Here is a 14,929-nt window from a genome sequence, read left to right as displayed (position 1 = left end):
AATAATAATCCTATATAGAAGGTGAGTAAGGAGTACAAAGTAACATTATTAGTTTTATTAGATAAATTAAAGATTAATGTTACGATTAGTATTAGTGAGATTAATGAGAATAAGTTATGTGCTCTTCCAAATCTATAGTAATTTAGCTGAAAAAATAAAAATGCACAAAGAAGTAAAAAAATTATTAAAGCATAGTAATTTAATATATCCAAAATTTACTCCTCCTTTTTTTGCAAAGACACCAATTTTAAGATGACATCCTCTACAATTGTTGTGTTTAAGGAATAATATACAAACTGTCCTTTTTTAATTTTAGTAACTAACCTTGCTTTATAAAGAATATTTAAGTGGTGTGAAAGACTTGCCATGGAAATTGGGAAGTGTTTTGCAATTTCACCTACATTTAAATCTCTATCTTTTAATAAAGAGAGTATTTCTCTCCTAGTGGGATCAGCTAAGCCTTTAAATACATCGGGCAATATAATACACCTTCTTTAGATATTTAGAATATTATCTAAATAAATTTTTGATTAATTTTAATCAATTGTCAAATACAGGAATTGATAAATGTTAAATAGTAAGTAAATTTAAATTCACGTTAGTGAAGTACACCTATTATTGTGCAACCTCCTTTTTATATGAACCGGTTAGTGATGTGAAAAATGAGAAAATGACGGTTTATAGATGAACATCGTTTTTAGAAAGTCTAATTTTCAAATTAGACTTAGAATATTGACAAAAGATCTGTAGAAGAGGCATATTCTAAGGCATTTTATTGGCAATCAGCAATAATAAAAATCTTTATAAATTTGGTTTGATTCAAAAGGCTGTGACTTAAGAAATTAAGTATTACACCTTTGATGGAGTCTTACAGTTTTTTTACCTTCAAAAAATAGTATTTTTAGGTTAGAGTGATCTGTCCGGTATGTAGACTTTATTAAATTTCTCTTTTTTTACTGCTTTTGTTATAATCATGCAGAGAAAATTGAGAAACGATGTGAGTGAGGAACTGTATGGGTAAACATAATAAGATTGTAATGAATTCGCCAAAAATAATCGTGATGGAATATATTTATGTTCTTCTTGGGGCTGCCATAATTGCCTTTGGATTTAATGCTTTTTTATTTCCAAATCAAGTTGCATCAGGCGGGGTTAGTGGAATTAGTACGATTTTGCACGGTCTTTTTGGATGGAATGCAGGGATTGTGCAATATGCTTTTAATATACCCCTTTTCATAGCTGGTGTTGTTATTTTAGGTAAAAACTTTGGTTTAAAATCGTTTATCGGAACAATCGCATTACCATTTTTCGTCATTTTGTTTGAGGAGATGGATGCGCTCACAACGAATTCGTTACTGGCTGCTCTTTTTGGAGGCATTGTTGTCGGATTAGGTATCGGCTTAGTATTTAAAGGAAAGGCTTCAACTGGAGGTACCGATTTATTAGCCCAAATTATTACAAAATATACCGGGCTCACATTAGGGACAAGCGTTCTAATGATTGATGGTTTGATCGCTTTAAGTGCTGCCATCGTATTTGATTTAGAAAAAGGCCTTTATGCATTAATCGGATTGTATGTGACGACGAAAACAATTGACATTGTTCAGTTAGGATTTAGTCAATCAAAAATGGTCTATATTATTACGAATAAACAAGATGAAATGCGAGATGCTATCTATAAGGAAATCAACCGTGGTGTAACGAAGATGCCTAGCTTCGGGGGATATACGGGAGAACAACGACTTATGTTAATGGTAGTCGTCTATCAAACAGAGTTCACAAAGCTGAAACAGGTTATTCAAACGGTTGATGCCACTGCATTTGTCATTGTTTCTGATGCGTATGAAGTGTTAGGAGAAGGTTTTAAACGGGTTTAAACAGGTTTAAATTTGGTATAATGACCAATGGTATCCACCTATTTAAAAATTTTGGAGGGGTTCAAAATGAAGAAAACATGGTTAGCACTTGCATTCGGATCTGCACTATTTTTAGCTGCTTGTGGCGGCGGTGACGATGAAGCAAACGATACTAACACAGGTACAGACGACACAACAACAGAAGAAACAACTGACAATGGGGGTACTGCCGACACTGGAGCAGGTGAAGAGATTGTAATGGACTCTTGTGTTACTTGTCACGGCGGTAACCTACAAGGTATGGGGAACACACCTTCATTAGCTGACGTCGGTACGCGTCTTTCTGAAGATGAAATTTTAGACGTTATTTTAAATGGTAGAGGTGGAATGCCTGGCGGGTTGCTTCAAGGAGAAGATGCGGAAGCAGCTGCAGCATGGTTAGCGACACAAAAGTAAGCTTTAGAAAATAAATATATGAAAGACAAGGTCCTTGTTGACTTTGTCTTTTTTATATGTTGTGATTTCGTGAAGTCAAGTATATTTTAAATACAAACTTCCTCTATCATGCTAAAATAGTTACTATATGCCAGTAAAAAGGTAGGGGAGTATACTGATGATTCAAGTAACAACAAAAGAGGTAATTGAAAAATTTAATTTAACGTTAGTAAGTGGGCATGAAGGAATCGGCCGATATATTACGACGAGTGATATTTCTAGACCTGGACTTGAAATGGCTGGTTATTTTACCCATTATCCGGCGAACCGAGTGCAGTTAATTGGTAAAACCGAATTATCTTTTTTTGAAATGCTCCCAACGGAATTGAAAAAAGAACGTATGTTAAAACTCTGCTCACAAGATACACCTGCTATTATCGTTTCTAGAGGGATGGAAGTGCCAAAGGAATTAATCGACGCTTCCAATGAAACGAATGTCCCAGTATTATTAACGGATATGAAGACGACTCAATTTTCAGGTCGATTAACGAACTATTTAGAAAGTAAATTGGCTCCTTACGCTGCTGTACATGGCGTTTTGGTCGATGTTTACGGAATCGGTGTATTAATTATTGGGAAAAGTGGAGTTGGGAAAAGTGAAACGGCACTGGAGCTCATTAAAAAGGGCCATCGGTTAGTTGCGGATGATTGTGTAGAAATTAGACAAGAAGCTGAAAATTTAATCGTTGGAAGTGCACCTCCTTTATTGGAACATTTGCTCGAAATTCGAGGTATTGGAATCATTGATATTATGACATTATTCGGAGCAAGTGCAATTAGACCTTATAAACGGATTACTTTAATTATTGAACTGGAAAATTGGGACCCAGATAAAACGTATGACCGTCTAGGGTTAGATGAAGAAAAAATGAAAATTATCGATACAGAAATAACGAAATTGACGATTCCAGTTCAACCTGGAAGAAACGTTTCCGTTATTATCGAAGTTGCGGCTATGAATTACCGTTTGAAAAAAATGGGAGTGAATGCAGCGCAAGAGTTTTCAAGAAGATTAGATGAGATGATTTCTTATCAAGATGAAATAGATGATTACTAACAAAAGGGGTTAGTAGTTTTAACTTGAGAGGGGCTTATGAATGGAACAAATATTACTAGCAATTGATCCAGTGGCATTTTCGATAGGTAGCATCGAAGTAAGATGGTATGGAATTTTAATTGCCAGTGGCATTGTACTAGCGTATTTCGTTGGTCAAAGGGAAGCGGTAAAACGAGGGTTACCTGATGATTTTCTTGCTGATATGTTAATTTGGGCAATCCCTATTTCAATCATTTGTGCACGGTTATATTATGTTGGAATGAAATGGGAATATTATGGCGCAAATCCGGAAAAAATTATTCAAATTTGGAATGGTGGGATTGCCATCCATGGTGCATTAATCGGTGCGGTTATTACTGCTTTTATTTTCTGTAGAAGTCGTGGAATTAGCTTCTTAAAAGTAGCAGATATTGTTGCACCAAGTCTTTTAATCGGGCAAATTATTGGTCGTTGGGGTAACTTTATGAACCAAGAAGCTTTCGGTGGACCAGTTTCCCGTGCGTTTTTAGAAAACTTAATGTTGCCAAATTGGATTATTGAACAAATGTACATTCAAGATTTAGGAACTTATGTACATCCGACATTTTTATATGAATCATTATGGAATGTTTTAGGGCTTATTATTTTACTTGTATTACGAAAAGTCAATTTGCATCGTGGGGAAATTTTCTTCTCTTATATGATTTGGTACTCAATCGGACGTTTCTATATAGAAGGTATGAGAACGGACAGCCTATATTTAGTTGGAGAATTACGTTCAGCACAAGTTGTATCGATTCTCGCAATCGTTATAGGAATTGTTGCCATTATTTATAGAAGAATGAAAGTAAGACCTGCAGTCCGCTATTTAGATCCAAAATAAATTCTATCATCTGTTGTTTTATAGCGATTAAAGGAGCTACGAACCATGAAAGCTTTACTGTTTGATTTTGATGGAACACTATTAGATACGAATGAATTAATCATACAAACCTTTATGCATGTTTTAGAAGAACGATTTCCCGGGCAATATTCGCCAAAAGATTGCATAAATTTTATCGGTCCGTCATTAAAAGAAACCTTTGAACAATTAACGCCAAACGAAGTTGAGGAAATGATTGAAAAATATCGACAATGGAATGAAGCACATCATGATGAATTAGTGAAAGAATTCGAAGGAGTCGTTCCAACTTTAGAACAACTAAAGGAACAAGGTATTCGATTAGCAATTGTTTCAACGAAAAGAAAAGATACGATTGAAAAAGGTTTAAACTTAATGGGAGCAAAACATTTATTTGAATTTTGGATAGGCACAGATGATGTAAAACGGGTAAAACCTGATCCAGAACCGGTATTACTTGCTATTGATAAACTAGGTGTAAGTAAAAAGGATGTGATCATGATCGGGGATAACTATCATGATATCGAGGCGGGAAAAAACGCTGGTGTTAAAACAGCTGGTGTTGCCTGGTCTTTAAAGGGAGAGCAATTCTTACAACAATTTAATCCTGATTATATGCTACAACATATGTCGGATTTATTAACGATTGTGAAGGAGTCCTAATTGTATGAGAAGAACGGAACGATATCCTGTTCAAGGTGCAAACTCATTATGGAAAGTATATAAAACGGTATCCTTTTGGAAAGTAATGAAATGTTTTATCTTTATTCAAATTGGTCGTATTACTCCGTTTATGGGGATGAAAAATTGGATATATCGTACGTTTTTACATATGAAAATAGGTGAAAAAACATCTCTTGCTTTAATGGTAATGCCTGATTCGATGTTTCCTGAAAGAATATCAATTGGAAGGAATACAATCATTGGGTATAATACGACCATTTTAGCCCACGAATATTTAATTGAAGAATACCGACTAGGCGATGTGAAAATCGGAAACGAAGTGATGATTGGTGCCAATACTACAATTTTACCTGGTGTTGAAATTGGAGATGGAGCCATTGTCTCCGCAGCTACACTCGTTCATAAAGATGTTCCGCCGGGGAGTATGGTTGGTGGAAACCCAATGCGTATTATTTATACTGCTGAACAAATGGCAGAAAGAAAAAGGTAAGAAAGTTAAAAAAGCATCCAAAGTATTTTCAAAAATACTTTGGATGCTTTTTCTTTTCCTATAGCAATGCTTGATGCTTTAAGAAAAGGAGTATAATAAAATTATTACTATTTATAATTATCAATCTATTTAAAGAGCAATGATGTTGACTATTTATTGAAAATTAGATAAAATACTTTCATATACTAACTCTCTAATTCTCTAGTGTGTTAAAGTAGAAATGATGGGAAGTGTCAAAGATGTCAGCGATAAAAATGTTCGAGAAACCATTAGGAATGCGGGATACATTCCCCGTTACATACGAAAAAATAGAAGAAGTTCGTCAAACAGGTCGGAAATTCCTACGTGCCCGTGGATTTGATTTCATTGAAACACCAAGTTTAGAATACTTCGATACTGTAGGAAAAGCATCCGCAATTTATGATGCTTCATTATTTAAGTTAGTGGATAGTCAAGGCAATACCCTTGTTCTTCGTCCAGATATGACAACGCCGATTGCCCGTGTAGCAACATCAAAACTTTTGAAAGAAAAAATCCCATTGCGTTTAGCCTATTTTGCCAATGTTTTTCGTGCTCAACAAACAGAGGGGGGCCGTCCAGCTGAGTTTGGACAAATGGGCATTGAAATTATCGGTGATTCTTCCGTTTATGCAGATGCTGAAACGATTATTACAGCGATTCATTTAATCCAGTCCTTTGGTATCCATTCCTTTAAAATTACAATCGGCCACGCCGGCGTATTAAATTGTATTTTAAAGGATTATACAGAAAGCGATGAGCAAGCAGAAAAACTTCGCACATTATTAGTGGAACGAAATTATGTAGGGTTTGAAGAAGCGGTTGAACAATTTCATTTACCAAAAACAAAGTCCGATGCGCTACTACAGTTTATAAGTGAAGCGACAAATATTGTTTCCATTGAACATATTGAAAAATACGTACGCAAAAATGATGCGTTGGCATATGTGCAACAATTAATGGAATTAGTTTCGAATGCCGATTTATCACCTTATGTTGCTTTAGATTTCACATTATCAAGTCATATGAATTATTACACAGGTATGTTGTTTGAAGTGTTCGCAGAAGGTAGTGGTTTTGCCCTTGGAAATGGTGGAAGGTACGACGGTTTACTTCATCATTTTGGAAGTGAAGTTGGGGCAACCGGCTTTGGAATTCGAGTGGATCGACTTTTAGAAGTTTTACCGACAAAACCAACTTTGGAACAACAAGTAGCGATCATCTTTGAGGAATGTCAATTTACAAAAGCATTGGAATTAGCAAACAGCTTACGACAAGAAGGAAAACTCGTTACAGTTCAATCGAAAAAAGGGCTAATCGATGAAGAAGCCTTTACGAAACAATTTGAAAAGGTTGTCTATGTCAGCCAGGAGGATTAAGTATTATGACTCATTTAACAATTGCGATGCCAAAGGGACGAATTTTTGAAGAAGCTTATCAAATGCTTATTGAAGCAGGTTTTAACTTACCGGAAGAAGTGGAAATGTCCCGCAAGCTTATGATTGAAATTCCCGAAGAAAAAATCCGTTTTATATTAGCAAAGCCAATGGACGTACCTGTATATGTGGAACATGGCGTAGCTGATATTGGAATTGCAGGAAAAGATGTATTACTTGAACTAAGACGTAATGTACATGAATTGTTAGATTTGAAGATTAGTCAATGTTATATCGCCTCTGCCGGATTACCAAATACAACGATGAACGAAATTGCACCTCGCATTGCGACAAAGTATCCGAATATTGCGATGAACTACTATAAAGAAATTGGCGAACAAGTGGAAATTATAGAATTGAACGGTTCCATCGAATTGGCTCCAATGATTGGGTTGGCCGATCGCATTGTCGATATTGTATCGACTGGAAGAACGTTACTGGAAAATGGTCTTGTTGAATATGAACATATAGCGGATGTGTCTTCGAGATTAATTGCAAATCCTGTTAGTTATCGAATGAAAAGTGGACGTATTCAACAATTAGTGACACGGTTAAAAAAATTGGTCAATTAGAGAGAAGGGCTTTTTGTGAAAATAACAAAATTATCGAACGCAATATCTTTAAAACGACAATTGGAGGGTGGCAACGAACAACAGCTATTAACCGTTCGCCAAGTATTGCAAGACGTGCGGAATTTAGGAGATGCAGCCCTTCGCAAATATAGTGAAATGTGGGACGGAATCCAAATAGAAGATTTTCGTGTATCGAAACAAGAAATCGAAGAAGCCGTTTTAAACTTTGACCCACAATTAAAATCAGATTTAGAAGAGGCTGCAGCGAATATCCGTTATTACCATGAAGCGCAAAAAAGGGAAGGTTACAAGCTTCCTTTAGAAAATGGTTCTTGGTTAGCCCAACGTATCGTCCCATTGGATGCAGTTGGATTATACGTTCCAGGTGGATTGGCAGCATACCCGTCATCGGTACTCATGAATGTTATTCCAGCCCAAGTGGCGGGGGTGGAGCGGATTGTGATTACTTCCCCTGCCGGAAAAGATGGGAAGCTACCTGAAGCGGTTCTTGTGGCAGCTTCTATATTAGGCATTACCGAAATTTATAAAGTTGGTGGAGCGCAAGCCATTGCGGCATTAGCCTATGGTACGGAAAGTATAGCACCAGTCGATAAAATTACAGGTCCAGGAAATATTTACGTTGCTTTAGCTAAACGGGAAGTGTTTGGAGAAGTGGCGATTGATATGATAGCCGGTCCGAGTGAAATTGCTGTATTGGCTGATGACACAGCCTTCGCAGATGAAATTGCAGCAGATCTCTTATCACAAGCAGAACACGATGCATTAGCGTGCGCCGTATTAATTACGACAAGTGAACGGTTAGCTCTAGCTGTGGCAGAAGAAGTTGAGAAACAATTAAGAAGTTTACCGAAAGAAGAGATAGCAAGAAAATCGATTGAAAACTTTGGTCAAATTTATATAGCTGACACGATGGAGCAAGCAATTGATGCAGTGAATTCCCTTGCACCAGAACATTTAGAAATTGTGACACAACATGCGGAAGAAGACTCGCTAAAAATCCGCCATGCTGGAGCGATATTTATTGGTAGATACAGTTCAGAGCCAGTAGGGGATTATTTTGCTGGTACGAACCATGTTTTACCGACAAATAGTACAGCCCGTTTTGCCAGCGGATTAAATGTCGATGATTTTATTAAAAGAACAAATGTTGTTTATTACACTGAAAAAACGTGGGAACAAAATGGACCGAAAATTGCCCGACTTGCTCGAATGGAAGGGTTAGAAGGTCATGCCCGTGCCGTAGAATCCCGTGGATGGACTAAAGGAGATTAATAAAATGACAGATGGAAGATTTGCAAAAAAAGAACGGAATACGAATGAGACGAAAATTTATGTTGAAATCAATTTAGATGGAGAAGGAAAAGCAGAGGTTAATACAGGTGTTCCTTTTATGGATCATATGTTGGATTTATTCCTAAAACACGGTTTGTTTGACGGGAAGATCGTTGCCGATGGAGATACGCATATCGATGATCACCATACGACAGAAGATATTGGAATCGTTTTAGGACAAGTAATACGTGAAGCCCTCGGCGATAAAAAAGGAATCAAACGATATGGGAATGCTTTTGTTCCAATGGATGACGCATTAGCACAAGTCGTCATTGATTGCTCCAATAGACCTCATTTAGAATTTCGCGTTGAACCGGAATTAAAACAAAAGGTAGGTACCTTTGACACAGAGCTTGTCCATGAATTTTTATGGAAGTTCGCATTGGAAGCCCGCATGAATGTCCATGTCATTGTCCCTTATGGTCATAATACCCACCATATTATAGAAGCAATATTTAAAGCGTTGGCAAGAGCGATTGATGATGCGGTACAAATTGATCCCCGCGTAAAAGGAGTACCGTCAACGAAAGGGTTGTTGACATGAAAATAGGCGTTATTGATTATGGAATGGGCAATTTATTTAGCGTTGAACAAGCATTAAAAAGACTAGATTGTGATGTTGTTGTATCATCCGATGTTCAACAATTGGCTAAAACCGACGGACTCATTTTGCCGGGGGTTGGAGCATTTCCAGATGCGATGAAACGGCTGGCAGAAACGGGGCTAGATCGATTTATTCAGGAACAAGTAAAGGCGAAAAAACCGCTATTAGGAATTTGCTTAGGTATGCAATTACTTTTTGAAGAAAGTGATGAAGTGACACCTACGAAAGGGTTTGGATTTTTTAAAGGAAAAATCGTCCGCTTCTCTGGTGAAACAGCTAATGGTGAGCAATATCGTGTCCCTCACATGGGATGGAATACGTTGGACTTCCAATCTATCCCGAAATGGTTAGAGGGGAAAGGATTACCGGAAAATCGTTTCGTATATTTTGTTCATTCATTTTATGGAACGAATACGGAGCCGCAACAATTAGTTGCAACTGCAGACTATTTTGATGTGAAAGTGCCAGGAGTTGTGCAAGCAGGAAATGTATGCGGCATGCAATTCCACCCTGAGAAATCTGGGGACTTCGGTGTATTTTTACTTCGCCAATGGTTACAAGGGGTGGGGGTGTCAACATGCTAACAAAACGAATCATTCCTTGCCTTGATGTGAAGGAAGGACGGGTAGTAAAAGGAGTTCAATTCGTAGAACTGCGCGATGCCGGAGACCCGGTTGAGCTGGCAAAATTTTATGATGAACAAGGGGCAGACGAATTAGTATTTTTAGATATTTCCGCTTCCCATGAAGGTCGAGAAACGATGGTAGATGTCGTAAGAAAGACCGCCTCTACCCTTGCCATCCCTTTTACAGTAGGGGGAGGAATTCGCAGTTTAGAAGATATGAAACGAATTTTACGGGCAGGGGCAGATAAAGTTTCCGTCAATACGTCAGCATTAGAGCGACCTGAGTTAATAAAAGAAGGATCTGATTTCTTTGGAGCCCAGTGTATTGTTGTTGCCATTGATGCAAGATTTTCAGAAGAAGATGGGACATGGATGGTTTATACCCACGGTGGACGTAACAAAACGGAATGGCAAGTGGTCGAATGGGCAAAAGAAGCTGTACGTTTAGGCGCAGGTGAAATTTTATTAACGAGTATGAATCAAGATGGGGAAAAAACGGGTTTCGATTTACAGTTAACAAAAGCAGTAAGGGATGCTGTTACCGTTCCAGTAATAGCTAGTGGTGGTGCTGGTAACGCCCAACACTTTGTTGATGTATTAAAAGATGTAGATGCCGATGCAGCCCTTGCAGCATCCATTTTCCACTATAAAGAAACGAGCGTAGCAGAAGTGAAAACTTACTTGCGCGAAAAAGGAGTTTGTGTCAGATGATAAAAGGATTAAAGTTTGATGACAAAGGGTTAATCACTGCAGTTGTGCAAGATGCACAATCTAAAGAAGTATTAACTGTTGCATATATGAATGAAGAATCTCTACAAAAAACGATCGAAACAGGTGAAACTTGGTTTTACTCCCGTTCAAGACAAGAACTTTGGCATAAAGGAGAAACAAGTGGCAATACACAAAAAGTAGTATCCATTAAAACTGATTGTGACAAGGATGCGTTAGTAGTAGAAGTATTGCCTGCTGGTCCAGCATGTCATAATGGAACAACTTCATGCTTTACTGAAACAATTGTACAAAAGGATCAAGTTGGTTCCGTTGACATTATTCCATATTTAGCAGAAGTTATCCGTCAACGTGAAATCGAAATGCCTGAAGGAGCTTATACGACCTATTTATTTGAAAAGGGAATCGATAAAATATGTAAAAAAGTAGGGGAAGAGGCGACGGAAGTTGTAATCGGTGCGAAAAATCGTGATGCGGAAGAAGTGAAATGGGAAGCCGCCGATTTACTTTACCACTTATTCGTATTGTTACAAGAACAAAAAATTAATGTGTATGACGTTTTAAAAGTATTAAAAACTCGTCATGAGGAAAAAAGAGCGAGTACTAAAAAATAATCGTTGAAAAAACAAACTGATTAATTCGAATTTAATGACGTTATTTGTAATTGTGGTATAATGAAAATTAATTTGCCTAGGAACGTACTATTACGTTCCTTTTGCTATGTTACAGTTCTTTTTTACTCGTAACGTATATGGTCGTTACGCCAAGGCGTAATGTATGAAGTTCGGAGGATTTACTTTGGAAAAACAACGTCAAAAAGAGAAATTAAATAATGTTGTATCCTTTATTCCAAATGGAGATTACTATTTTAATAAAGCGCTGAAAGCTATGGATAAAGATCAAATGGATAAAGCGTATAAATATATGAAACGAGCGGCAGAGCTAAGTCCAGATGATGCCCATGTTTTAATGCAATTTGGGATTTTAGAAATGGATGCCCAAAACTTCGAAAAGGCATATGAACTAATACATACAGCATATAGTTTGGATCCTAGTGAGCCTGAACACGTATTTTTCTTAGCGGAAATTTCAGGTTGTATCGGGATGGTACGCGATGCCCAAAAATTTGCGGAAATGTATTTGCAAATGGAACCTGATGGAATGTATGTCGTAGAGGCGGAAGAAATATTGGAATTTCTTCAATATGAAGAAGAGGAAATGGAACATATTGATGAAGAAGATTCTGAGAAATTAATTGCCCAAGAAAAAGCTCGTCGTTTAATGGAAAACGGTCAATTTGATGAAGCGATTGAAGTGTTGGAACAATTAATCGAAACCTTCCCAGACTTATGGCCAGCTTATAACAATTTATCTTTAGCTTATTTCTATGTTGGAGAAACGGAACAGGCAAGGGCACTATTAAACAATGTTTTACGAGAAAGTTTAGGAAACTTACATGCCCTATGTAATTTGGCTGTCATAGCATATTATGAGAAAAATGAATCCGAGTTATCCGCTTTAGTCGAAATGTTGAAGAAAATAAATCCCTATGATTGGGAAAATCGCTATAAGCTAGGAGCTACTTTAGCTTTAATCGGCGAATATGAAGTGGCTTATAAATGGCTACAAAGCATGAAAAGAAAAGGATTCCCGGGAGATGCAGGCTTTTACTTTTGGTTGGCACAATCGGCTTATTTTTCTGGTCATATAGAAGAAGGAAAAGCAGCTTGGAAGTTGTTGGTGGAAATGGATCCGACAAAGGATGGCTATGAACCATGGTTAAATGCATCGGAAGAACATGACGAATCATTAGAAAACAATCGGGAATTTATTATTGAAAAAATTAGTAGTAAATATAGCACCCATCGTATGTTTGGATTTTTCTTACTTAGTAAATCAGCTTATAAGCAAGAAATAATCGCACATCCTAAATTAATCGATCTATCAAAGTATAGTGGTATTGAAAAATTATGTTTAGCCTATGCTCTTCAACATCAATTTACAAACGATAACGATACGGAAAAATATTTTGTTCGTTCTATGGAAGTTGCGGAGGAATTATATAAAAGCTTGAACCCGATTACGTTAGAAGTACAATATTTATTCCAAATGTGGTTTGTATTAAGTGAACGGGCATTGAAAAATGATTATCCATTTAAAAATGTAAAAGCTTTAGCAGCAGCTGTTGAGTATATGTTCTTTTCAACTATTAATAGTAAAAAAGTGACGAAAAAGCATTATGCTGAAAAATATAATATTTCCGTATCAACGTTAACGAAGTATGTGGAGGAATTAATTCACTATTTACCTTTCGACTAACTAGGCAATATATTTGAAGTTAGTTGTGGAATGTCCTAGGATGAAAGATGTAAAGAACAATTTTTTATAACGGTGTGTGTAAAAAATTTTAGTAATACAATGAATGAAAGCGAAGGAAATTTGTCGCTTCTTTATAAGGAGGCTTTTTTAATGGCTGAAGAAAAAATATATGACGTAATTATTATCGGAGCAGGTCCTGCAGGGATGACAGCAGCGGTTTATGCTTCCCGTGCAAATTTATCAACTTTAATGATTGAGCGCGGAATTCCCGGTGGGCAAATGGCCAATACGGAAGAAGTTGAAAACTATCCAGGATTCGAAACCATTTTAGGACCTGAACTTTCTACAAAAATGTTCGAACACGCAAAAAAATTCGGCGCAGAATACGCTTATGGTGATGTTGCTGAAATTATTGATGGTGAAGAATATAAAGTAATTAAAGCAGGTTCAAAAGAATATAAAACACGTTCTATCATTATTACTACTGGTGCCGAGTACAAAAAAATGGGTATACCGGGTGAAAAAGAACTTGGTGGCCGCGGTGTAAGTTACTGTGCCGTTTGTGATGGTGCATTCTTTAAACAAAAGAATTTAATCGTTGTAGGCGGTGGGGATTCAGCAGTCGAAGAAGGAGTTTATTTAACTCGTTTTGCTGATAAAGTAACGATTGTTCACCGACGTGATAAATTACGTGCTCAAAAGATTTTACAAGATCGTGCCTTTGCAAATGAAAAAGTAGACTTCATTTGGAATCACACATTAAAAGAAATTCATGAAAAAGACGGTAAAGTAGGAAGTGTAACATTAGTTTCAACAGTAGATGGTAGTGAACAAGAATTCCAAACAGATGGCGTTTTCGTTTATATCGGAATGGTGCCACTAACAGCTCCATTTAAAAACTTGGGCATATTAAATGAACAAGGATATATCGTAACAGATGACAAAATGGAAACTTCTGTAAAAGGAATTTTTGCTGCTGGTGATGTTCGTGATAAAATGCTACGCCAAATTGTAACAGCAACTGGTGACGGCAGTATCGCAGCTCAATCAGCACAACATTATGTTGAAGAACTAAAGGAAAAAATTGGGCAAAAGTAATGTGCTTTTAATTTTCCTGTAACTTCCTTGCAATAAAGAATATGTATAATCGGGGGTATAAACTTTGACCCCCTTTTTTTAGTATTTTAGTTGCTTCCGTTATGGAAGCAACTTTTTTTGTTATTTGAAAATAGCATGAAATCTATTTTATAAACGTATTATTTTGTAAGGTAGTCCCAATAGAAGGTATAATAGAAAACAAAGGGAGTATCAAATGATTTGAGGTGGGTGTAATGCAGCGTATTGCAAATTTATTAGCAATTCAAGATGGGGAAGTATTACTTCTCCAAAAGCCTAGAAGAGGTTGGTATGTTGCGCCAGGTGGAAAGATGGAATTAGGTGAATCCATTTATGAGGCAGCTTTAAGAGAATTTAAAGAGGAAACAAATGTTACCCCAAAAAATTTACATCTTAAGGGAGTCTATACGATGGTTATTAAAGATGGGGAAACCGTTAAAGACGAATGGATGCTTTATACATTTGTCGCCCATGGTATCGAAGGACAACCCTTTGAACAGACAAGGGAAGGGGTTCTAGAATGGCACCCGGTTGATCATCTATCCAATCTTCCAATGGCTGAAGGCGATCGGAAAAATTTATTGTTTGCCGCATTAAATGAAGGGATTCAATATGGTACATTTATATATACAGAGGATTTTGAGTTACTAGATGAGCGGTTGCAAACGTCGAATGAACTTAAGTAGAGGAGATGA

17 protein-coding genes are annotated in these 14,929 nt (G+C 36.9%); 16 read left to right on the top strand and 1 reads right to left on the bottom strand.

What is annotated here, in order from left to right; genetic code table 11:
- Nucleotides 1-215 precede the first annotated feature (215 nt).
- A complete protein-coding gene (locus ACH0B5_RS00825; protein ID WP_406927276.1) occupies nucleotides 216-479 on the bottom strand; it encodes an autorepressor SdpR family transcription factor in 264 nt (87 codons plus the stop codon).
- A gap of 534 nt (nucleotides 480-1,013) precedes the next feature.
- On the opposite strand from ACH0B5_RS00825, the gene ACH0B5_RS00820 reads away from it, so the two are divergent.
- From ACH0B5_RS00820 to ACH0B5_RS00745, 16 genes are all read left to right on the top strand, one after another.
- Entirely contained in the window at nucleotides 1,014-1,877 is an 864-nt protein-coding gene (locus tag ACH0B5_RS00820) for a YitT family protein (RefSeq protein WP_122970840.1), read from the top strand.
- Between the two features lie 66 nt (nucleotides 1,878-1,943).
- Entirely contained in the window at nucleotides 1,944-2,312 is a 369-nt protein-coding gene (gene cccB, locus ACH0B5_RS00815; RefSeq protein WP_406927275.1) for a cytochrome c551, read from the top strand.
- A 157-nt stretch (nucleotides 2,313-2,469) separates the two neighbouring features.
- Entirely contained in the window at nucleotides 2,470-3,408 is a 939-nt protein-coding gene (gene hprK / locus ACH0B5_RS00810) for an HPr(Ser) kinase/phosphatase (RefSeq protein WP_122970838.1), read from the top strand.
- A gap of 40 nt (nucleotides 3,409-3,448) precedes the next feature.
- The gene (lgt, locus tag ACH0B5_RS00805; protein ID WP_122970837.1) at nucleotides 3,449-4,270 is read left to right on the top strand and encodes a prolipoprotein diacylglyceryl transferase; all 822 of its coding nucleotides are present in this window, start codon (nucleotides 3,449-3,451) and stop codon (nucleotides 4,268-4,270) included.
- Nucleotides 4,271-4,315: 45 nt separating this feature from the next.
- The gene (ppaX, locus tag ACH0B5_RS00800) at nucleotides 4,316-4,951 is read left to right on the top strand and encodes a pyrophosphatase PpaX (RefSeq protein WP_406927274.1); all 636 of its coding nucleotides are present in this window, start codon (nucleotides 4,316-4,318) and stop codon (nucleotides 4,949-4,951) included.
- Nucleotides 4,952-4,955: 4 nt separating this feature from the next.
- Complete coding sequence (locus ACH0B5_RS00795) at nucleotides 4,956-5,462, top strand: acyltransferase (protein WP_406927273.1); 507 nt, start codon at nucleotides 4,956-4,958, stop codon at nucleotides 5,460-5,462.
- A 239-nt stretch (nucleotides 5,463-5,701) separates the two neighbouring features.
- Complete coding sequence (locus ACH0B5_RS00790) at nucleotides 5,702-6,859, top strand: ATP phosphoribosyltransferase regulatory subunit (RefSeq protein ID WP_122970834.1); 1,158 nt, start codon at nucleotides 5,702-5,704, stop codon at nucleotides 6,857-6,859.
- A 5-nt stretch (nucleotides 6,860-6,864) separates the two neighbouring features.
- Entirely contained in the window at nucleotides 6,865-7,488 is a 624-nt protein-coding gene (gene hisG / locus ACH0B5_RS00785; protein WP_122970833.1) for an ATP phosphoribosyltransferase, read from the top strand.
- Between the two features lie 15 nt (nucleotides 7,489-7,503).
- Complete coding sequence (gene hisD / locus ACH0B5_RS00780) at nucleotides 7,504-8,781, top strand: histidinol dehydrogenase (RefSeq protein ID WP_122970832.1); 1,278 nt, start codon at nucleotides 7,504-7,506, stop codon at nucleotides 8,779-8,781.
- A 4-nt stretch (nucleotides 8,782-8,785) separates the two neighbouring features.
- Nucleotides 8,786-9,385, top strand: a complete 600-nt coding sequence (gene hisB, locus ACH0B5_RS00775) for an imidazoleglycerol-phosphate dehydratase HisB (RefSeq protein ID WP_122970831.1) — start codon at nucleotides 8,786-8,788, stop codon at nucleotides 9,383-9,385.
- Nucleotides 9,382-10,029: an imidazole glycerol phosphate synthase subunit HisH gene (hisH, locus tag ACH0B5_RS00770; protein WP_406927272.1), complete on the top strand. Its 648-nt coding sequence runs from the start codon at nucleotides 9,382-9,384 to the stop codon at nucleotides 10,027-10,029. The genes hisB and hisH overlap by 4 nt, the downstream gene beginning before the upstream one ends.
- A complete protein-coding gene (gene hisF, locus ACH0B5_RS00765; RefSeq protein WP_122970829.1) occupies nucleotides 10,023-10,781 on the top strand; it encodes an imidazole glycerol phosphate synthase subunit HisF in 759 nt (252 codons plus the stop codon). Before hisH ends, hisF begins: the two co-directional genes overlap by 7 nt.
- Entirely contained in the window at nucleotides 10,778-11,413 is a 636-nt protein-coding gene (gene hisIE / locus ACH0B5_RS00760) for a bifunctional phosphoribosyl-AMP cyclohydrolase/phosphoribosyl-ATP diphosphatase HisIE (RefSeq protein ID WP_122970828.1), read from the top strand. The genes hisF and hisIE overlap by 4 nt, the downstream gene beginning before the upstream one ends.
- Nucleotides 11,414-11,597: 184 nt before the next feature.
- Nucleotides 11,598-13,118, top strand: a complete 1,521-nt coding sequence (locus ACH0B5_RS00755; protein WP_406927271.1) for a tetratricopeptide repeat protein — start codon at nucleotides 11,598-11,600, stop codon at nucleotides 13,116-13,118.
- Nucleotides 13,119-13,268: 150 nt separating this feature from the next.
- Complete coding sequence (gene trxB / locus ACH0B5_RS00750; protein WP_122970826.1) at nucleotides 13,269-14,216, top strand: thioredoxin-disulfide reductase; 948 nt, start codon at nucleotides 13,269-13,271, stop codon at nucleotides 14,214-14,216.
- A 233-nt stretch (nucleotides 14,217-14,449) separates the two neighbouring features.
- Nucleotides 14,450-14,920 carry an 8-oxo-dGTP diphosphatase gene (locus tag ACH0B5_RS00745; RefSeq protein ID WP_122970825.1) on the top strand — a complete coding sequence of 157 codons (471 nt, stop codon included), beginning with the start codon at nucleotides 14,450-14,452 and terminating at the stop codon, nucleotides 14,918-14,920.
- Nucleotides 14,921-14,929 lie beyond the last annotated feature (9 nt).

It is taken from the genome of Ureibacillus sp. 179-F W5.1 NHS (genome assembly GCF_045369345.1).
In the GTDB taxonomy this organism is placed as follows: Bacteria; Bacillota; Bacilli; order Bacillales_A; family Planococcaceae; genus Ureibacillus; species Ureibacillus halotolerans.
The sequence above is the reverse complement of the archived record's forward strand: the minus strand, read 5'-3'. Positions and strand labels throughout refer to the sequence as shown.